The organism is Streptomyces sp. NPDC006207 (assembly GCF_040613835.1).
Classification (GTDB): Bacteria; Actinomycetota; Actinomycetes; order Streptomycetales; family Streptomycetaceae; genus Actinacidiphila.
The window spans coordinates 1-18,630 of the sequence record NZ_JBEXSX010000074.1; the positions used below are offsets into that span (position 1 = coordinate 1).

16 protein-coding genes and 3 pseudogenes are annotated in these 18,630 nt (G+C 72.7%); 8 read left to right on the top strand and 11 right to left on the bottom strand.

Annotated features, from left to right (window positions below; all coding sequences use genetic code 11):
* Nucleotides 1-70 precede the first annotated feature (70 nt).
* The gene (locus tag ABZ312_RS38335; RefSeq protein WP_500439703.1) at nucleotides 71-2,329 is read right to left on the bottom strand and encodes an FtsX-like permease family protein; all 2,259 of its coding nucleotides are present in this window, start codon (nucleotides 2,327-2,329) and stop codon (nucleotides 71-73) included.
* 37 nt (nucleotides 2,330-2,366) lie between these two features.
* Here ABZ312_RS38335 and ABZ312_RS38340 point away from each other — a divergent pair.
* Nucleotides 2,367-2,726, top strand: a pseudogene (locus tag ABZ312_RS38340) (sensor histidine kinase); the annotation flags it as partial.
* Nucleotides 2,726-3,358: a response regulator gene (locus ABZ312_RS38345; protein WP_500359589.1), complete on the top strand. Its 633-nt coding sequence runs from the start codon at nucleotides 2,726-2,728 to the stop codon at nucleotides 3,356-3,358. The pseudogene ABZ312_RS38340 and the gene ABZ312_RS38345, both read left to right, overlap by 1 nt.
* 35 nt (nucleotides 3,359-3,393) lie before the next feature.
* Here the strand turns inward: ABZ312_RS38345 and ABZ312_RS38350 are convergent, their stop codons facing one another.
* From ABZ312_RS38350 to fdxA, 4 genes and pseudogenes are all read right to left on the bottom strand, one after another.
* Nucleotides 3,394-4,047 carry a DNA alkylation repair protein gene (locus tag ABZ312_RS38350; RefSeq protein WP_500324239.1) on the bottom strand — a complete coding sequence of 218 codons (654 nt, stop codon included), beginning with the start codon at nucleotides 4,045-4,047 and terminating at the stop codon, nucleotides 3,394-3,396.
* Between the two features lie 105 nt (nucleotides 4,048-4,152).
* Nucleotides 4,153-6,606: a SpoIIE family protein phosphatase gene (locus ABZ312_RS38355; RefSeq protein ID WP_500439704.1), complete on the bottom strand. Its 2,454-nt coding sequence runs from the start codon at nucleotides 6,604-6,606 to the stop codon at nucleotides 4,153-4,155.
* Between the two features lie 137 nt (nucleotides 6,607-6,743).
* Nucleotides 6,744-7,286 carry a GNAT family N-acetyltransferase gene (locus tag ABZ312_RS38360; RefSeq protein ID WP_500324011.1) on the bottom strand — a complete coding sequence of 181 codons (543 nt, stop codon included), beginning with the start codon at nucleotides 7,284-7,286 and terminating at the stop codon, nucleotides 6,744-6,746.
* Between the two features lie 103 nt (nucleotides 7,287-7,389).
* Nucleotides 7,390-7,701 (bottom strand): annotated as a pseudogene (gene fdxA / locus ABZ312_RS38365) (ferredoxin); the annotation flags it as partial.
* A gap of 209 nt (nucleotides 7,702-7,910) precedes the next feature.
* Here fdxA and ABZ312_RS38370 point away from each other — a divergent pair.
* From ABZ312_RS38370 to ABZ312_RS38390, 5 genes are all read left to right on the top strand, one after another.
* The gene (locus ABZ312_RS38370) at nucleotides 7,911-9,155 is read left to right on the top strand and encodes an NAD(P)/FAD-dependent oxidoreductase (protein WP_500359581.1); all 1,245 of its coding nucleotides are present in this window, start codon (nucleotides 7,911-7,913) and stop codon (nucleotides 9,153-9,155) included.
* Nucleotides 9,156-9,339: 184 nt separating this feature from the next.
* The gene (locus ABZ312_RS38375; RefSeq protein WP_500324009.1) at nucleotides 9,340-11,040 is read left to right on the top strand and encodes an L-aspartate oxidase; all 1,701 of its coding nucleotides are present in this window, start codon (nucleotides 9,340-9,342) and stop codon (nucleotides 11,038-11,040) included.
* Nucleotides 11,041-11,205: 165 nt separating this feature from the next.
* On the top strand, nucleotides 11,206-11,955 hold the full coding sequence (locus ABZ312_RS38380; protein ID WP_500439705.1) for an SDR family oxidoreductase: 750 nt from the start codon (nucleotides 11,206-11,208) through the stop codon (nucleotides 11,953-11,955).
* Between the two features lie 78 nt (nucleotides 11,956-12,033).
* Nucleotides 12,034-12,630 (top strand): YceI family protein, encoded by a 597-nt coding sequence (locus ABZ312_RS38385; RefSeq protein ID WP_500324007.1) that lies wholly within the window; start codon nucleotides 12,034-12,036, stop codon nucleotides 12,628-12,630.
* Nucleotides 12,630-12,836 carry a hypothetical protein gene (locus ABZ312_RS38390; protein ID WP_500359579.1) on the top strand — a complete coding sequence of 69 codons (207 nt, stop codon included), beginning with the start codon at nucleotides 12,630-12,632 and terminating at the stop codon, nucleotides 12,834-12,836. The genes ABZ312_RS38385 and ABZ312_RS38390 overlap by 1 nt, the downstream gene beginning before the upstream one ends.
* 12 nt (nucleotides 12,837-12,848) lie before the next feature.
* On the opposite strand, the gene ABZ312_RS38395 is transcribed toward ABZ312_RS38390, so the two are convergent.
* Entirely contained in the window at nucleotides 12,849-13,202 is a 354-nt protein-coding gene (locus ABZ312_RS38395) for a VOC family protein (protein WP_500324005.1), read from the bottom strand.
* Between the two features lie 88 nt (nucleotides 13,203-13,290).
* Entirely contained in the window at nucleotides 13,291-14,013 is a 723-nt protein-coding gene (locus ABZ312_RS38400) for a DUF6082 family protein (RefSeq protein WP_500324004.1), read from the bottom strand.
* Between the two features lie 223 nt (nucleotides 14,014-14,236).
* On the opposite strand from ABZ312_RS38400, the gene ABZ312_RS38405 reads away from it, so the two are divergent.
* Entirely contained in the window at nucleotides 14,237-14,653 is a 417-nt protein-coding gene (locus ABZ312_RS38405; RefSeq protein WP_500324003.1) for a nuclear transport factor 2 family protein, read from the top strand.
* Between the two features lie 18 nt (nucleotides 14,654-14,671).
* Here the strand turns inward: ABZ312_RS38405 and ABZ312_RS38410 are convergent.
* From ABZ312_RS38410 to ABZ312_RS38425, 4 genes and pseudogenes are all read right to left on the bottom strand, one after another.
* A pseudogene (locus ABZ312_RS38410) lies at nucleotides 14,672-14,815 on the bottom strand (helix-turn-helix transcriptional regulator); the annotation flags it as partial.
* 54 nt (nucleotides 14,816-14,869) lie between these two features.
* Nucleotides 14,870-17,251, bottom strand: a complete 2,382-nt coding sequence (locus ABZ312_RS38415; RefSeq protein WP_500439706.1) for an ATP-binding cassette domain-containing protein — start codon at nucleotides 17,249-17,251, stop codon at nucleotides 14,870-14,872.
* Between the two features lie 248 nt (nucleotides 17,252-17,499).
* On the bottom strand, nucleotides 17,500-17,910 hold the full coding sequence (locus ABZ312_RS38420; RefSeq protein WP_500324001.1) for a VOC family protein: 411 nt from the start codon (nucleotides 17,908-17,910) through the stop codon (nucleotides 17,500-17,502).
* Nucleotides 17,911-17,989: 79 nt separating this feature from the next.
* On the bottom strand, nucleotides 17,990-18,562 hold the full coding sequence (locus ABZ312_RS38425; RefSeq protein WP_500324000.1) for a GNAT family N-acetyltransferase: 573 nt from the start codon (nucleotides 18,560-18,562) through the stop codon (nucleotides 17,990-17,992).
* Between the last annotated feature and the right edge of the window lie 68 nt (nucleotides 18,563-18,630).

Genomic DNA, 18,630 nt, shown 5'->3' on the forward strand with positions numbered 1-18,630 from the left:
GGACGCCCTGTCCTAACCCAGTCGAGCGGGCCCCCGCCGCCCCGCGCCGGGCGGCGGCCCGGCGCGGGGTTCACTCCCGCATCCCGGCCAGTGCCGCCGCCGGGCCCCGCACGGCCAGCGCGGCCGGGACGGTCGCGGCGGCGACCGCGAGCACCGCGCACGCGCCCACGGCCGCACCGACGGCCGTCCACGGCAGTGCGATCGGACTGTCCACCGACAGCAGGGCCAACGCACAGCGCATCCCGGCCAGGTTGAGTGCGGCGACGGCCAGGCCCAGCAGGGCGCCGACCGCGACGACCACCAGGGACTCGGCGCCCACCAGCCGCAGCACCTGCCGCCGCGTGGCCCCGGCCAGGCGCAGCACGGCCAGCTCGCGGATCCGGTCGGAGGTGGCCATCACCATGGTGTTGACCAGGGAGATAGCGGTGTAGAGCAGGGCGATGCCGAGGACGAGCAGGAAGCCGAGCCGGGTCGTGCGGTCGTTCCCGGGCCGGGCGGCCGCGAGCCACGCGTCCCGGGTCAGCATCCGGCCGCCGGACGGCTGCACCGCCTCGCGCAGCGCGGCGGCCACCGCGCCGGGGTCGGCGCCCTGGGCCAGGGCGACGTCCACCCGGTCGACGGGAGCGCCGGGGGCGTTGGCGGGGGTGACGTAGACGCCGTTCCCGCCCGTGCCGGTGGCCGTCACCGCCGCGATGCGCAGCGTCCTGCCGGTGCCGTTCCCGAGCCACACCCGGACGCTCTGCCCGACGGAGTGCCGTTCCCATTCCTCGTTGACGACGATCGACCCGTCGTCCAGGTCGCTCACCTTCCCCGCGACGAGCGGCAGCCGGCTGGTGGCGGCGAGGGCCCGGGGGTCGGCGGCGTGCGCCTCGGACCTGATCAGCGCCGGGCCGTCCTCCAGGACGTACACCGCGCTCGACGCGGTCGGTGACACCTGCGTCCCGGGGACGTCGCGCAGACGCTCCAGGGTCCGGGTGCCGAAGCCCGCGCCGTCCGGTGCGACGAGGACGAAGGCGGCGGTGGTCCGCTCGCGCGCCTCGGCGGCCTCGGCACGGCCGAGCGTGGCGGTGGCGCCGAGCAGCGAGCCCGTGAGGGCGACCACCACCAGCACGGGCGAGGCGACCGCGGCGGTACGGCGCACGCCGGCGGCGGCGTTCTCGCCCACGAGCATGCCGGCCGCGCCGGGCAGCAGCCCCGAGGCCCGGGCGAGCAGCCTGGTCAGCGGGCGCAGCACGACGGGTGCGAGCAGCGCGGTCGCGGTGATCAGCAGCATCGGCCGGCTCACGTACGTCTTGCGGTGCAGCAGGTCGCCGGGGTCGCCGTACAGCGTGACGCAGAGGGTCACCACGGCGGTCAGCAGCAGCCCGCCGCCGGACAGCCACCGGCCCCACGTCATCGCCCCGGTGTCCACGGAGGCCTCGCGCAGCGCCTGCGCCGGGCCGGTGCGGCCGGCCCGCCACGAGGCCGCGGCCGCCCCTCCGAGGGCGACGAGCAGGCCCGTCCAGAACGCGGCGTGGTACGGCCAGGTGTGGTCGCCGACGGCGAACCAGCCCGGTGCCAGTCCGCCGTCGACCACCGACGCGGCCAGCCACGGCGCGGCGTACCCGCCGAGCGCGCAGCCCGCCGCCGAGGCGAGCACGCCGACCAGCAGGGACTCGGTCAGCACCATGCGGCGCAGCAGGCCCGGGGTGGCACCCGCGGTGCGCAGCAGCCCGAACTCGCGGCGCCGCTGGGCGACCGCGAAGGCGAACGTGGACGCCACGACGAACACCGACACGAAGGCGGTGACGCCGCCGGCGGTGCCGAACAGGGCGTTCAGCGCGGTCACCGCCTCGGCGTCCCGGCCGGGGTCGGCGTCCGCGTGACGGCGCTCGTTCCCGGTCAGCACCCGGGCGCCGCTGCCGCGGACGGCGTCCCGTACCGCGGCGGCGTCCGCGTCGGCCACCAACTGCACGCTGACGGGGCACAGTCGGGCGGCGCGCGCGTCGGTGTAGAACACGGCGTGCTCGAACCCGCGCCCGGGCACGGTGCCCACGACGCGCACGGTGCCCCGGTCGGTGCGCACCCGTGCGCCCGGCGTGGCCCAGCCGCCGGTCACGACGACCTCGTCGGCGGCGCGGGGCGCGCGTCCCGCACTGAGCCGGTACGGGGCGAACGCCGCGGTGGACCAGGGGTGTCCCACGAGGTCGCCGGGCCCGCCCTCGGCCCGTACGGGGAAGGACCGGTCCTCGACCACCGTGCCGAGCCGCCGCAGCCCGGCGCGGGTCGCGGCGGGTACGGCACGCGGCTGCGCGAGCGGCTGCGTCGCCTCGCCCCTCGGCGTGGCCACGCGCAGGGTGTCCTGGCCGCGGACCACGACCGGCGCCGCCGACGCCGCCGACCGCTCCGCCGTCCCCGTCGACGTCGACGTGGAACTGCCCGGACGGCTGCCCCGGGCGGTCGAGGCCGCCGCGTACTTCGTGGTGCGCGAGGCCCTCGCCAACGTCGCCCGGCACAGCGCCGCCGACCGCGCCGAGGTGAGCGGCGGGCACCGCGACGGGCGGCTCTTCCTCCAGGTGCGCGACGACGGCCGGGGCGGCGCCGAGCCCGCTGCGGGCAGCGGGCTGACCGGGCTCGCCGACCGGGTGTCCGTACTGGATGGCAGACTCTCCCTGTCCAGCCCCCGGGGCGGGCCGACCCTGCTACGTGTGGAGATCCCTTGCGAGTGGACCGAGCGCTCCGCGTAGTGCTGGCCGAGGACAGCGTCCTGCTGCGGGACGGGCTGACCGGCCTCCTCGACCGCTGCGGGCACGAGGTGGTGGCCGCCGTGGGCGACGCCGGCGCGCTGGTCACGGCCGTCGACGAGCACTCCCCCGACGTGGTGGTGACGGACGTCCGCATGCCGCCCGGATTCCAGGACGAGGGCCTGCGGGCCGCGGTGCTGCTGCGGCAGAAGCGGCCCACCCTGCCCGTCCTCGTCCTCAGTCAGTACGTGCAGCGCGCCTACGCCGCCGAGTTGCTGGACTCCGGCGACGGAACGGGCCTCGGATACCTGCTGAAGGACCGGGTCGGCCAGGTCGAGGACTTCGTCGAGGCGCTGTGCGAGGTCGCCGCGGGCGGCACGGTCGTCGACCCCGAGGTCGTACGGCAGTTGCTGCGCCGCCGCCGCGATCCGCTGCAGCGGCTCACCCCGCGTGAACGGGAAGTGCTGGCGCTGGTCGCGGAGGGCAGGTCGAACGGCGCGATCGCGCGCCACCTTGTCGTCTCCGAGGCGGCCGTGGGCAAGCACATCGGCAGCATCCTCACCAAGCTCGACCTCCCCCCGGCCGACGAGACCCACCGCCGCGTCCTGGCCGTCCTGGCCTACCTGCGGGCCTGATCCATGCCGAACCCCCGCACCGGTCGCTCCGCGGGTCAGCCCGCCGCCGCATCGTGCCGCCGGCGGACCATCTCGGTGATCCAGACCGGCGCGAACGGGGACGTGCACCCCGGGGAGGTCGGGTAGTCCTTGAGCACCTCCAGGCGCTCGCCGATGTCGACGGCGCGGGCGCGGAGCTCGGGGTGCTCGATCCCGATCTGGGCCAGGCAGTGGTTCATCGCCCACTGCAGGCGGTCCGGGGCGTCCTTCATGTCCGCCTCGATGGCGTCGAGCAGCCCCGGGAGATCCAGGCCGTCGGGCTTCTTCGCCACGCGTTCGGTGGTCAGCGCCCATCCGGCGCTCGCCACCACGGGATCCGGGTCGGCCAGCCAGGCCACCCGCAGCTCTTCGGCGTGCGGGTTCTTCTTCACCACGTAGTTCACGAGCCAGTCGTGCACCTTGGGCGCGCGCGCCTCGCGCAGCATGACGTCCAGCTCGCCGCGCCCGAACGCCTTGGGGCGGCAGATCAGGGTCGCCAGCAGTCGCGCCGCGGTGTCGTCCCTCTCCCAGAGCCCGCACGCGAGTTCCTGCTGCGTCTTCAGCCGCTTCGCGAGGGCGCGCAGCTTGCCGAGGTTCACACCGTGGTCGTCGCCGTGCCTCTCGTTCACCGCGCGGGTCTTGGGGTCCTCCAGCGCGGCCAGCTCGGCCATCACCTCGGCCGGCGTCGTCTCGGCCACCTCGGTCTCCTGTCCCTCGCGAGCGGGGTTCAGCTTACGACGGTGCCACAGCCGGCCGGAGGCCGCGGCGGCCGGTCCCTACGCGGCTGAGGCGGCCACGTCCAGTTCGGCCCAGACGACCTTGCCGTCCACCGCCGAGCGGGATCCCCAGCGACGGGACATCTGGGCGACCAGGAAGAGGCCGCGGCCGTTCTCGTCCATGGAGTCCGCGCTGCGCAGGCGCGGGGCGCAGACGTCGGTGTCCGACACCTCGCAGGTCAGGGCCTGGTGCCGGATCAGGCGCAGGCCGATCGGGCCGGCGCCGTGGCGCACGGCGTTGGTGACCAGCTCGCTCACGAGGAGCTTCGTGGAGTGTTCGAGCCCGTCCAGGCCCCAGGCGGTCAGCTGGCCGGCGGCCAGCTTCCGGGCGCGGCGCACGGCGGTCTCGTCGGCGGGCAGCGTCCAGGAGGCGATGTGGGCCGAGTTGAGCGACCGGGTCCTGACCAGGAGCAGGGTGACGTCGTCGCACGGTACCTGCGCGGGGAGGGACTCCGTCGCGCGGGTGCAGAGCTCCTCCAGGGACCGGCCGGGTTCCCCGAGGGCGGCGCCCAGGCGGTCCATCCCTTCCTCGATGTCGCCGCCGCGGCTCTCGATCAGGCCGTCGGTGTAGAGGGCGATCAGGCTTCCCACGGGCAGTTCCAGCTCCACGGCCTCGAAGGGGTCCCCGAGGCCGATGCCCAGGGGCGCTCCGGTGGGCAGGTCGGGGAAGGTGACCCGGCCCTCGTGGTCGACGAGGGCGGGCGGGGGGTGCCCGGCCCGGGCCATGGTGCACACGCGGGTGGCCGGGTCGTAGACGGCGTACAGGCAGGTGGCGCCCACGACGGCGGGTGTCTGGTCCGCGGGGTCGGTGTCCTCCTCGACCAGTCTCTGGACCGTGTCGTCGAGGCGGGTCAGCAGTTCGGCGGGGGGCAGTTCCATGTCGGCCAGCGTGCGGACGGCGGCGCGGAGCGTGCCCATGGTCGCCGCGGCGTGCAGACCGTGACCGACGACGTCACCGACGACGAGGGCGACCCGGGCGCCCGACAGCGGGATGACGTCGAACCAGTCGCCACCCACCCCGTGGTCCATGTCGGCGGGCAGGTAGCGCGATGCCGCGTCGACGGCCATGCCGCCCCTCAGCCGGTGCGGGAGCAGGTTGCGCTGGAGGGTGAGGGCCGCGGTGTGCTCGCGTGCGTACTGGCGCGCGTTGTCCAGTGCCACGGCGGCACGCCCGACGAGTTCCTCGGCCAGCAGCAGGTCGACGTCCTGGAACGGCTCGGGGTCCGCGGTGCGGATGAACAGCGCCACACCCAGCAGTGCGCGCCGGGCGCGGATGGGGACGACCATCAGCGAGTGGACCCCGTTCTTGCGGATCCTCGCGGCCAGGGCCGGGTCCTGGTCGATCCAGATCCCCGGGGCGATGTCCAGGATCGGCTCCAGGTGGGACCTGCCCGTGCTCAGGACGTGGGCGAACGGTGAGCCGGGCGGCACGGTGACCGGTTCGCCGCGCACCCACGCGGATTCCGGGGCTCCCTGGTGGATCGTGGCCAGACCCGCACGTCGCAGAACGGGGAGGCGTTCGCCCGTCGGGTCGATGCGCACCGGCGGTCCCTCGCTGAACGGCACGGACTGCTCCAGGTCCACGGCGACGTAGTCCGCGAGCAGCGGCACGGCGAGCTCGGCCAGTTCCTGGCTGGTCTGCATCACGTCCAAGGTGCTGCCCAGACGCGTACTGGCCTCGCCGACGGCGGCGAGGCGCTCGCGCGCGAGCCGGCTCTCGACGACGTCGGCGCTGATGACGCAGACCCCCAGCGATTCCCCGTCGGCGCCCTGGAGGCGGTGGAACGACGCCGCGAACGGATGCTCCCGGCCCTTGCTCACCGGCAGCCAGGTCCGGTACTCGTGCACCTTGGTGGTGCCGCTCTTCAGGACCTGCCGCATCACGGCCTCGAGGGCGCCCGCCTTGGCGCCGGCCAGCACGTCGACGAACCGTCGTCCGAGTCGCTCGTCGCCGGGGATGCCGTCGTGGTCCTCCATGACGTCGTTGACGAAGACGCACCGCAGCTGCGGGTCGCGGATGACCACTCCGATGGGCGCGCGCGCGAGGAGCGGCCCCCATACCGATCCGCTCAGCGCGTCCCCGGACAGGACGCCGGTGTCGGTCAGGGTCGCGAGCCAGCGTGTCGTGCCGTTCCGGCCCCGCAGCATCGTGATCCGCAGGGTGACGTCGATCGTGCGCCCGTCCTGGTGGGACACGGCCGTCGTGCCCGGCCAGCCGTTCTCGGCACGGCACTGCTTGACGAAGTCCGACATCGACGGGGTCTCCACGAAGGACGGCAGCACCAGCGCGGCGGGCAGTCCGACCACGGCTCCGGCGGAATATCCGACCAGGCGCTCGGCGGCCGGCGTCCACGCGACGACCGTTCCCCGCTCGTCGAAGAGCGCGAACGCCGAGTCGGATATCCCGGGCGTGTTCACGTGCTTACCGAGTGTCACCGCGTCCGTGCAGGTCATCGAAGTCTCGTCCTCAGGCAGGCAGGGTGGGCGGAATGCCCGATTTGCGTCTTCCGGGGTTGTGACCGGACAGCATCCGGATCTGTGACAGACAGCCCCGCACCCGGCACTCCCCCGGCGCCGTCCGCAGCGCCGGCTCACCGCGCGCCGGCGTCGGTGGACGCCTCCGCGGCGGCTATGTCGCCGGTCTCCGCCCAGACGGTCGTCACGCCCTCCTCGTGCAGGGTGTGGAGGGGGACGGAGGTGTGCGACAGGATCGCGGGGATCTTCTCGTCGCCGGGCAGGACGAGGCCGTAGACCTCCTTCCACCCGGCGCCGACGGCACGGTGCCCGAGGTCGCGCAGCAGACGGCTGCCGAGCCCGCTGTTCTGCCACGCGTCCTCGACGAGCAGCGCCGCCTCCGCGTTCCCGCGGTCCGGCATCAGGTGGCCCACGGCCACGATGTCGCCGGCCGGCTGCTGCACGGCCAGGTGCACGGCTCCGGGCCTGGACAGCAGGGTGTGCAGGTAGGAACGAGGATCGCCCATCGCGCGGTGGTACCGGCTCCACAGGGTGCGGGCCGAGCACCTGAGGTGCATGGCCACGGTGCGTTCGAGGTCCTGGGGGCCGACCTCGACCACGTCGGGCCCCTGCCGCGCGGGCCTTGCGTTCCGCAGCCGGTCGCGAGCGAAGGGAATCACCGGCCCTCGCCTCCCGGGGCCGTCACGACGGGAACCACAGGTCGGCCTCCTCGGCCTCCTCCTTGCCGATGGCGAAGAGGGCGATGTCCTTCTTGCGGGACCGCTGCGGCGGCAACCGGGCCACGAAGGCGTGGTCCCCGTCGCCGACCAGCGGCCTGCCATGCCCGCCGGAGCCCGAAGTGGGCCGGAAGTACTCGGCGTTGACCTCCCTGTAGCGCGCCCACTCCTGCGGGAGGTCGTCCTCGCGGAAGATCGCCTCGACCGGGCACACGGGCTCGCACGCACGGCAGTCCACGCACTCCACGGGGTTGATGTAGAGCGTCCGGCCGCCCTCGTAGATGCAGTCCACCGGACACTCGGCGACGCAGGCCCGGTCCTTGACGTCGACGCAGGGCTGCGCGATGACGTAGGCCACCTTCTGCTCCTCGGTCGCTACGGGGACGGACCGGTGGGCCGGCTGCCCCGGGCGTCCTTCGATCAGCTGTATGACCGGCACACCCCTGACGTCGTGACATGGCGCCCGCCCGGAGGCCGGGCGACACGACCGGCTGTGTCACACGACGGAGCGCCGAGCGGTCTGGTGGTTGACTCTCCGTACACGGTTCGCAGCATGCGACATCCGAGATGAGGTGCATTGTGTCCCCTGAGAACACTTTCGTGATCGTCGGAGGCGGTCTGGCCGCGGGCAAGGCGGCGGAGGCTCTGCGGGAGAACGGCTACGACGGCCGGCTCGTCCTCATCGGCGACGAACGGGACAGGCCCTACGTCCGCCCGCCGCTCTCGAAGGGCTATCTGCTCGGCAAGGAGACGCGCGACTCGATCTTCGTGCATCCCGACGAGTGGTACGACAAGCACGACGTCGACCTGATGCTCGGCACGACGGTGACCGGCCTCGACGCCGGCGCCAAGGAGGTGGAGCTCGACGGCGGGCGCCGCATGCCCTGGACGAAGCTGCTCCTGGCCACCGGTTCGACCCCGCGGCGCCTGCCCGTCCCCGGGGCGGAGCTGGACAACGTGCTCTACCTGCGCCGTGTGGGCGACAGCGAGCGGCTCAAGGAGGCGTTCACCGCGGGCGCGCGGATCGTCGTCATCGGCGCCGGGTGGATCGGCCTGGAGACCGCCGCCGCCGCCAAGCAGGCCGGGGCGGAGGTGACGGTGCTGGAGCACGAGGAGCTGCCGCTGCTCAGGGTCCTGGGGCGCGAGGCCGCCGAGGTCTTCGCGGGCCTGCACACCGAGCACGGCGTCGTGCTGCGCCACGGCGTGACGGTGGAACGCATCACCGGCACCGGCGGCCGCGCCGACGGGGTGCAGCTCGCCGACGGCACCCGCCTCCCCGCGGACGCCGTGGTCGTGGGCGTCGGCATCACCCCCAACGTCCAGCTCGCCGAGGCGGCCGGGCTGGAGGTGCGCAACGGCGTCGTCACCGACGCGCACCTGCGGACCTCGTCACCGGACGTCTTCGCCGCGGGCGACGTCGCCAACGCCTACCACCCGTTCCTCGACCGCCACATCCGCGTCGAGCACTGGGCCAACGCGCTCAACCAGCCGGCCACCGCCGCGCAGGCCATGCTCGGCAAGGACGCCGTCTACGACCGGCTGCCGTACTTCTACACCGACCAGTACGACCTGGGCATGGAGTACACCGGCTACGTGGAGCCCGGCGGCTACGACCGCGTCGTCTTCCGCGGGGACCGGGCGGCTCGGGAGTTCATCGCCTTCTGGATGTCGGGGAACCGCATCCTGGCCGGCATGAACGTCAACGTGTGGGACGTCGTCGAGCCGGTCCGCGACCTGATCACCTCGCGCGCCGCGGTCGACGACGCGCGCCTGGCCGACCCGGACGTGCCCCTGGACCGCGTCGTCGCCTGACGACCGGTCCCGTGGGCGTGGGACGGCCGGGTGATCCGGTCGTCCCACGCCCTTCCGGACGCCCCGCCACGCGGTCCGGGGGCGGGGACCGCTGTCACAGATGGCTTGACCGCCCGGTCGTATGGGGTGACAACCAAGTCGATCGGAGCAGACCGTGGCCCTCACTGAACGACACATTTCCACCATGGTGCTGGTGATCGGTACCGGAGGAGCAGGACTGCGAGCGGCGATCGAACTTGCGGAGGCCGGAGTCGACGTCCTCGCGGTCGGCAAGCGGCCCAAGGACGACGCCCACACGGCCCTGGCGGCCGGAGGCATCAACGCCGCGCTCGCCACGATGGACCCCGAGGACAGCTGGCAGCAGCACGCCGCGGACACGCTCAAGGAGAGCTACCTGCTGGCCGACCCCCGCACCGTGGAGATCGTCACCCAGGGTGCGGCCCTGGGCATCGACGACCTGGAGCGGTACGGCATGGCCTTCGCCAGGGAGGAGGACGGCCGGATCTCGCAGCGCTTCTTCGGCGCGCACAAATACCGCCGCACCGCCTTCGCCGGGGACTACACCGGCCTGGAGATCCAGCGCACGCTCGTGCGGCGGGCCGAGCAGCTCGACATCCCGGTGCTCGACGGCGTCTACATCACCCGCATCCTCGAGCACGACGGCGCCGTGTTCGGCGCGTACGGCTTCGACCTCACCGACGGCACGCGCTACCTCATCCACGCCGACGCCGTCATCCTCGCAGCCGGCGGCCACACCCGGATCTGGCGGCGCACCTCCTCCCGGCGCGACGAGAACACCGGTGACTCGTTCCGTCTGGCCGTGGAGGCCGGCGCGCGGCTGCGCGACGCCGAGCTCGTGCAGTTCCACCCCTCCGGCATCATCGAGCCGGAGAACGCGGCCGGCACGCTCGTCAGCGAGGCCGCCCGCGGTGAGGGCGGCATCCTGCGCAACGCCCTCGGGGAGCGGTTCATGAGCCGCTACGACCCCGAGCGGATGGAGCTGTCCACCCGCGACCGCGTCGCCCTCGCCTCGTACACGGAGATCAAGGAGGGCCGCGGCACCCCCAAGGGAGCCGTGTGGCTGGACGTCTCCCACCTGCCGCGGCAGACCATCATGAACCGGCTCCCCCGCGTCTACCAGACGCTGCTCGACCTGCAGATGCTGGACATCACCCGCGACCCGATCGAGATCGCGCCCACCGCGCACTACTCGATGGGCGGCGTCTGGGTGCGGCCCGAGGACCACAGCACCGACGTCCGCGGCCTGTACGCCATCGGCGAGGCGTCCAGCGGCCTGCACGGCGCGAACCGCCTGGGCGGCAACAGCCTCATCGAGCTGCTGGTCTTCGGTCGCATCACGGGTCAGGCGGCCGCCGCCTACTCGCTGGGACTGACCTCGCAGCCGCGGTCGGCGGCGGCGGTGGCGCAGGCCCGCGCCGAGGTCGACGACCTGGTGGCGGCGGACGGGCCCGAGAACGTCCGCGCCCTGCAGCGCGCCATCCGCAACACCATGACCGAGCACGCGGGCGTGGTGCGCGACGAGGAGGGCCTGCGGGCCGGTCTGACCGAACTCGACCTCATCGAGAAGCGGATGGAGTCCGTCGGTGTCCACCCCGACATCGCCGGCTTCCAGGACCTCGCGCACGCCTTCGACCTCAAGTCGGCGGCCCTGGCGGCGCGTGCCACGCTGGAATCGGCGCTGGAGCGGCGTGAGACCCGCGGCTGCCACAACCGCAGCGACTACCCGGAGCAGGATCCCGCGCTGCGGGTCAACCTCGTCTGGTCCCCCAAGACCGGCGTCACCCGGGAGAGCATCCCGGACATCCCCGAGGAGATCACCGCCCTGATGCAGGAGGTCTCCACCGAGGGCAAGCTCGTCGAGTGAGGACGCTCGCGTCCTGTGAGGGATCCGGGGGCCCGCCGAATCGGGCCCCTGTCACAAACGGCTCCGCTGCCCGGTCTTCCCAGCGAAGAGACACCGGCCGGTGCCGGTGGGGCGCCCCACCGCCCCTTGCGCGTCACGCACGAGAACATCCGAGAGGACTCCATCATGAAGGTCGTAGTCATCGGCGGAACCGGGCTGATCGGCTCGAAGGTCGTCAGCAAGCTCAACGAGCACGGGCACGAGGCCGTCGCGGCCTCCCCCAACACCGGCGTCAACACCCTGACCGGCGAGGGTCTCGCCGAGGTGCTGCAGGGCGCGCAGGTCGTGGTCGACGTCTCCAACTCGCCCTCGTGGGAGGACGAGGCCGTGATGAACTTCTTCCGCACCTGCACCGGCAACCTCATGGAGGCGAACGCCAAGGCGGGTGTCGGCCACCACGTCGCGCTCTCCATCGTCGGCACCGACCGGCTCCCGGACAACGGCTACTTCCGCGCCAAGCTGGCCCAGGAGGAGCTGATCAAGGCGTCGGGCATGCCCTACTCCATCGTGCACGCCACGCAGTTCTTCGAGTTCGTGAACGGTATCGCGGACGCGGGGACCGAGGGCGACACGGTGCGCATCGCGCCCGTGAAGTTCCAGCCCATCTACTCCGACGACGTGGCCACGGCCGTCGCCCGCACCGCGGCCGGCACGCCCCTGGGCGGCGTGGTGGAGATCGCCGGCCCGGACGTGTTCCGGTTCGACGAGCTGGTCCGTGACGTGCTCGCCGCCCAGAACGACCCCCGCAAGGTCGTCGCGGACCCGCAGGCCCCGTACTACGGGTCCGTGCTGCAGGAAGACTCGCTCGTCCCCGGCGCCGGCGCGCAGCTCGCCGCGACCCGCTTCGCCGACTGGTTCGCCCAGCAGCAGCGGTAACCCCCGCGGGTGGCCCCTGCCCCCGGTGGGGGCCACCGCGCCGTCCCCGACCCACCCGTACGAAGAGGTCGACCCGCCATGCCCAGGAATTGCGCGGAAACCACCGTCCCCGGCTCCCGTCCGCAGGAGGAACTGACCGGTGCGTACGTCATCGACCCGGTCCACAGCGCGGTCGGCTTCTCCGTCCGGCACGCCATGGTCGCCAACGTACGGGGCAGATTCACCGCGTTCGAGGGGTTCCTCCGGCTCGACGCGCTTCACCCGGCCCGTTCGGAGGCCCACGTGAGCGTGCAGACCGGCAGCCTGGACACCGGCGTCCGGGCGCGGGACTCCCACATCACCGGCCCCGACTTCCTGGACTCGGCGACGTTCCCCCTCATGGTCTTCCGCTCCACCGCGGTCGTCCCCCTGGACGAGGACCGCTTCCGCATGACGGGGAACCTCAGGATCAAGGACGTCGAGCTGCCGCTGCACATCGACCTCGACTACGGCGGCACCGCCCGCGACACCGACGGGCAGCGGCGGGTCGGCTTCGAGGGCTCGGCCGTCCTCCGGCGTTCGGACTGGGGCCTGAACTGGAACGTCCCCCTGGAGACCGGAGGCGTGCTGCTCAGCGACAAGGCGCGGCTCGAACTCAGCGTCTCCGCGCTGCAACTCGGCCCGGAGGCCCTGTGATGACCCGATCCGCCGACCACCACCCCGACACTTCGGCCACCGCCGCGGCACTCACCGCCCAGGCCGTGGCGCTGGAGCGGCGCGTCATGGAACTGCGCCGCGAACTTGCGGACGTCGCCGATCGCATGACCGCCGTCGCCGAGGCCCTGAGCGGCCTCCGCAGCTCCGGTCTCCTCCCCGACCAGGCCACGGGCGACGACCACTGAGGGGCCCCGCGGTCAGGCGGGCTGCCACAGCTCGATGCGGTTGCCCTCGGGATCGGTGACCCAGCCGAACCGGCCGACGCCGTCCATGTCCTGCGTCTCCTCGGCCACGTCGGCGCCCTTGGCCCGCAGTTGCGCGAGCATGGCGTCCAGGTCGCGGACCCGGAAGTTGAGCATGGTCTGCTGGGTGCGGGACCCGAAGTAGTCGGTCCCGGACTCGAAGGTCGCGAACACCGTCGGCCCCGCCTCCTGACGCCACAGGCCGTGCTCATCGGCGTCCAGGCCCAGGCAGTCCCGGTACCACGCGTTCAGAGCCGCGGGGTCGGCCGCCCGCAGGAAGTAACCACCGATTCCCAGCACACGTTCCATGCCGCCCATCCTGCCAGGACGGCGATCAGGACGCGCGGCACCACACCATCGCCCGACGGGCCCCCGGGGCGGCACCCGGGGACTGTCTTCAGCGTCGGCCCCGCAGGACCGCTCCCAGGGCCAGACCGGTACCCAGGCCGATCAGGGTGCCGGACACGGCCCACCGCCGGCGCGGTCCCCGGGGAGCAGGGACGCCGGGCACCCGCGGGGTGCGCGCCGGGGGCCCGGCGGCGACGGCCCGGGCGAGTTCCTCGCCTACGACGCCCAGGAAACGACGGCCCGCACGGCTCCCGGACGAGCGGGCGATCCACGAGGCGCCGGCCCTGCTCCAGTAGTCGCGCCCCGCTTCCCCGGTGAACATCCCAGCCAGCATGTCCCGCAGCAGGCCCTCGGGGATCGTCCCGATCTCGTAGCCCATCCACGCGTAGTTCATCATCAGGTCGGCGTAGACGTGCCGTCTCCGTCCGTCCTGATCGGCGATGTCCGTCGCACCCCAGACGGGCTGGAACAGTGCCATGTCGTCGAGCTCCAGCCGGGCCAGCTCCAGGTAGTAGCCGCGGATCCCCTGGATCTGCTCGGCCCTGGCCTGCCGGTTCTGGACGATCAGCGACACCGCGACACCGGCCAGCGCGAGTGCCGAGACGATCGCCGACGTGAAGCCGTACGCGGCACCGACCTGGCCCAGCCGGTCCCAGTCCACCCCCCGCGAGCCGGAGATCCCCTCCAGCACGAACGGGGACAGCAGGACCGCCGCCAGCACGACCGCCGCGGCCGCCAGCAGCCCCAGGAACCCGGTGACGCGTCGGGCCAATGAGCGCCTCCCCACCGGACGATGACGGACCATCACAGCGCACCCTCCCCCAAGCCGGGCCCTCCCGGTTGCCACGGGCTGATTGTGCCGTGCCGGCGCGGGGGCCGGGGTGTGACCCCGCTCGTAGGAGGCTGCGCTTACCAGTTGGGAGGGACGGGCTCGTGGAGCGGGCCGTCGCTTTTCTGAAACACTCGGCGCGCCGGACGACTCCGATCATGAAGGAATGCTGGACATGAGCCATCCATCGCCCGTGGACACGGTCCGGAGTTTCTGTGCGGAATTCGGACCCACCTACGACGATGCCGCGGCCACCTGTCACCGGTTCCTCCATCCCGACGTCAACTGGCAGTCCGTCATCATCAACGACCATCCCGTGGACGGCCTGGACGCCCTCCTCGACGACCTGCGCCGTGCCCTGGAGACCTTCCGCGCGAGCGGCTTCCGTATGGATGTACGTGACATCCAGGCCGACGGAGACGTCGTTTCCGTGCGCCGGACCGACGAACTCCTGGATGGGGAGGGACATTCCATGGAGGCACACGACATCGTGTCGACCGTCTGTCTCGAGGACGGCAAGATCCGGTGCGCGAGGGACCGCTTCTTCGATTCGAGCAGGTCCGCAGACGCGTGGGGCGACTGACGGCGGCGTCAACTCCTGGACCACCGCCGCGGTCTGCAGGCGAGCCGCGTCCTGGCCGGGCGGGGCGCCGAACATGCGGCGGTACTCGCGGCAGAACTGCGAGGGGCTGTCGTACCCGACGGCGTGACCGACCGCGGCGACGTCGTCCGGTGCCGCGATGAGCCGCAGCATGACGGCACGGGGCCGGGGCGTGATCGCCCCGGCCCCCGCCGCGCGTCAGGCGCCGACGTAGGAGGCCAGGTGCCGGCCGGTGAGGGTGGAGCGGGCGGCGACGAGGTCCGCCGGGGTGCCCTCGAAGACGATCTGCCCACCGTCGTGGCCTGCGCCGGGGCCGAGGTCGATGATCCAGTCGGCGTGCGCCATGACCGCCTGGTGGTGCTCGACGACGATGACGGACTTGCCGGAGTCGACGAGACGGTCCAGCAGACCGAGCAGTTGCTCGACGTCGGCGAGGTGCAGGCCGGCGGTCGGCTCGTCGAGGACGTAGACGCCGCCCTTGTCGCCCATGTGCGTGGCCAGCTTCAGCCGCTGCCGCTCACCGCCGGACAGCGTGGTGAGCGGCTGGCCGAGGCTGAGGTAGCCGAGTCCGACGTCGGCGAGCCGGCCGAGGATGCGGTGCGCGGCGGGCGTGTGCGCCTCACCGCCGCCGAAGAATTCCTCGGCGTCGGTGACCGACATCGCGAGCACCTCGCTGATGTCGCGGCCGCCGAGGTGGTACTCCAGCACCGAGGCCTGGAACCGCTTGCCCTCGCACTCCTCGCAGGTGCTGGCGACGCCCGCCATCATGGCCAGGTCCGTGTAGACCACGCCGGCTCCGTTGCAGGTGGGGCAGGCACCCTCGGAGTTGGCGCTGAACAGCGCGGGCTTCACGTCGTTGGCTTTGGCGAACGCCTTGCGGATCGGGTCGAGCAGTCCGGTGTACGTCGCCGGGTTGCTGCGGCGCGAGCCGCGGATGGGGCTCTGGTCGACGGACACGACCCCGGCACCGGCGGGGATCGACCCGTGCACGAGGGAGCTCTTGCCCGAGCCCGCGACGCCGGTGATGACGGTGAGCACCCCGAGCGGGACGTCGACGTCGACGTCGCGCAGGTTGTGCGCCGTGGCGCCGCGGACCTCCAGGTTGCCGGTGGGCTTGCGCACCGTCTCCTTCAGGGACGCGCGGTCGTCGAAGTGGCGCCCGGTGATGGTGCCGCTGCTCCGCAGCCCCTCGATGTCGCCCTCGAAGCAGACGGTGCCGCCGGCCGTGCCGGCGCCGGGGCCGAGGTCGACGACGTGGTCGGCGATGGCGATCGTCTCCGGTTTGTGCTCCACGACGAGCACCGTGTTGCCCTTGTCCCGCAGGCGCAGCAGCAGGCCGTTCATCCGCTGGATGTCGTGCGGGTGCAGACCGGTGGTGGGCTCGTCGAAGACGTAGGTGGTGTCGGTGAGCGAGGAGCCGAGGTGGCGGATCATCTTGACGCGCTGCGCCTCGCCGCCCGAGAGCGTGCCCGACGGCCGTTCGAGCGAGAGGTAGCCGAGTCCGATCTCCACGAACGACTCGAGGGTGTGCTGCAGCTTCGTGAGCAGCGGCGCGACCGAGGGCTCGTCCAGGGCGCGCACCCATGCGACCAGGTCGCTGATCTGCATCGCGCAGGCGTCGGCGATGCTGATCCCGCCGATCTTCGACTCCCGGGCGCCTTCGCTGAGCCGCGTGCCGTCGCACTCGGGGCAGGTGGTGAAGGCGACGGCGCGGTCCACGAACTCGCGGATGTGCGGCTGCATCGCCTCCTTGTCCTTGGCGAGCATCGACTTCTGGACCCGCGGGACCAGTCCCTCGTAGGTCATGTTGATGCCCGCGATCTTCATGCGGGTCGGCTCGCGGTGCAGGAAGTCGTGCAGTTCCTGCTTGGTGAAGGTGCGGACCGGCTTGTCGGGGTCGAAGAAGCCGGACTCGGCGTAGAGCCGGGCGTTCCAGCCGCCGCCCTTGTAGCCGGGGACGGTGATCGCACCCTCGTTGAGCGACTTGGAGTCGTCGAAGAGCTGGCTCAGGTCGATGTCGGAGACCGTGCCCCGGCCCTCGCAGCGCGGGCACATGCCGCCGGTGCGGGTGAAGGTGACCTTCTCGGCCTTGCTCGCGCCGCGCTCGACGGTGATCGCGCCGCTGGCCCGGACGGAGGGGACGTTGAAGGCGTAGGCGCTGGGCGGGCCGATGTGCGGGGTGCCGAGCCGGCTGAAGAGGATGCGCAGCATGGCGTTGGCGTCGGTGACGGTGCCGACGGTGGAGCGGGGGTCCGCCCCCAGCCGCTGCTGGTCGACGGTGATCGCGGTCGTCAGCCCGTCCAGGACGTCGACCTCGGGGCGGGCCAGTGTCGGCATGAAGCCCTGGACGAAGGCGCTGTAGGTCTCGTTGATCAGCCGCTGCGACTCCGCGGCGATCGTGTTGAAGACCAGGGAGCTCTTGCCCGAGCCGGAGACTCCGGTGAACACCGTGAGCCGGCGCTTCGGGATCTCGATGCTGACGTCCTTCAGGTTGTTCTCACGTGCACCGTGCACGCGGATCAGATCGTGGCTGTCGGCAACGTGCGGCGCAGGCGACTGCGCGTCCGCCTTCTTGGCCATGTGTGTCGTCTCTCCATCTGTCTGGTGCGTGCTGGGCCGCCTTGGCGGTCTCCGTCGGCGTCGCCTGGTTCGATCTGACCGGCTTCGGTCAAGTATGTCCGGTCCCCCCGCGTCGGTGGGGCGCGGCCACGGTAACCGTCCACCCGGCCGCCCCGCTCCCCCTTCGGACCGGTCCCCGTCGAACGGACCGTGTGGTGGCCGGGTTCCCGCCGGGGGGGGGCGGCGCGGGAGCGGGGGTCACGGGGCGGTCAGCGGACCTCGTTGAAGCGGATCGTGTTGCCCGCGGGGTCTCGGAAAGCGCAGTCGCGGATCCCGTACGGCTGCTCGGTCGGTTCCTGGACGACCTCGGCGCCGCCCGCCACGAGCCGCTCGAAGACGCCGTCGAGGTCGGGCGTGCCCAGGGTGAGGCGGGCGTAGGTGCCCTTGGTCATCATCTCGGTGATGGTGCGGCGCTCGTCCTCGGTGATGGCCGGGTCGGCGGCCGGCGGCTCCAGGACGATCGACGTGCCGGGCTGGTCGGCGGGGCCGACGGTGATCCAGCGCATGTCGCCGTAGCCGACGTCGTTGCGGACCTTGAAGCCGAGGGTGTCGCGGTAGAAGGCCAGCGAGGCCTCGGGGTCGGTGTGCGGGAGGAAGGTCCAGTGAATGGTGATGTCCATGGCCGTCACGCTAGCCGCGGCCCGCTCGCGGGGGCTTCTCCATTCCTGACCGATCCTCCGCGCACGGTGACCCCCGCACTCAGAGCGCGCGACCCGGCAGGGACGCACACCACTGGTCCGCGGTCATCCGCCAGACGACCTCGATCCCCACGTCGCCGGGGGCGGACGGGCCTTCCGGTTCCGGTACGCGTGCGATCTCGGTGAAGCCGAGGCGGCGGGCGACGGCTCCGCTGGCGGCGTTGGCGGCGTCGTGGTGGATCTCCAGCCGGTCGATGCCGGTCAGGCCGAATCCCTGGCCGACGAGTGCGGCGGCGGCCGCCGTGGCGAGTCCCCGTCCGGTCCACCGGGGGTGGAGCCAGTACCCGATCTCCAGGCCGCCCGCACCGATGCGGCGGTGGAGTCCGCAGCTGCCGATCACCACGTCCTCCGACGTGATCGCGTAGGCGTACGCCTCCCCGCTCCCCCACTCGTCCTGGCTGCGGGCCAGGAAGCCGGCGGTGTCCCGTCTTCCGTGGCCCGCAGCCCAGGGCATCCAGGGCGCCAAGTGGTCAAGGGACTCGGCGATGGCGTGGTCCAGGGCGTCGACGTCGCCGGTGCGCCAGCGGCGCAGTTCGACCTGGTCGGAGCGGAGGATCTCGGCGGGCTCGTCCATTCCCGGATGCTCTCGCAGCCTCCCGGAACCCGACAACGGGATTTCGCCTGGCAGCGGCGGTGGGGGCG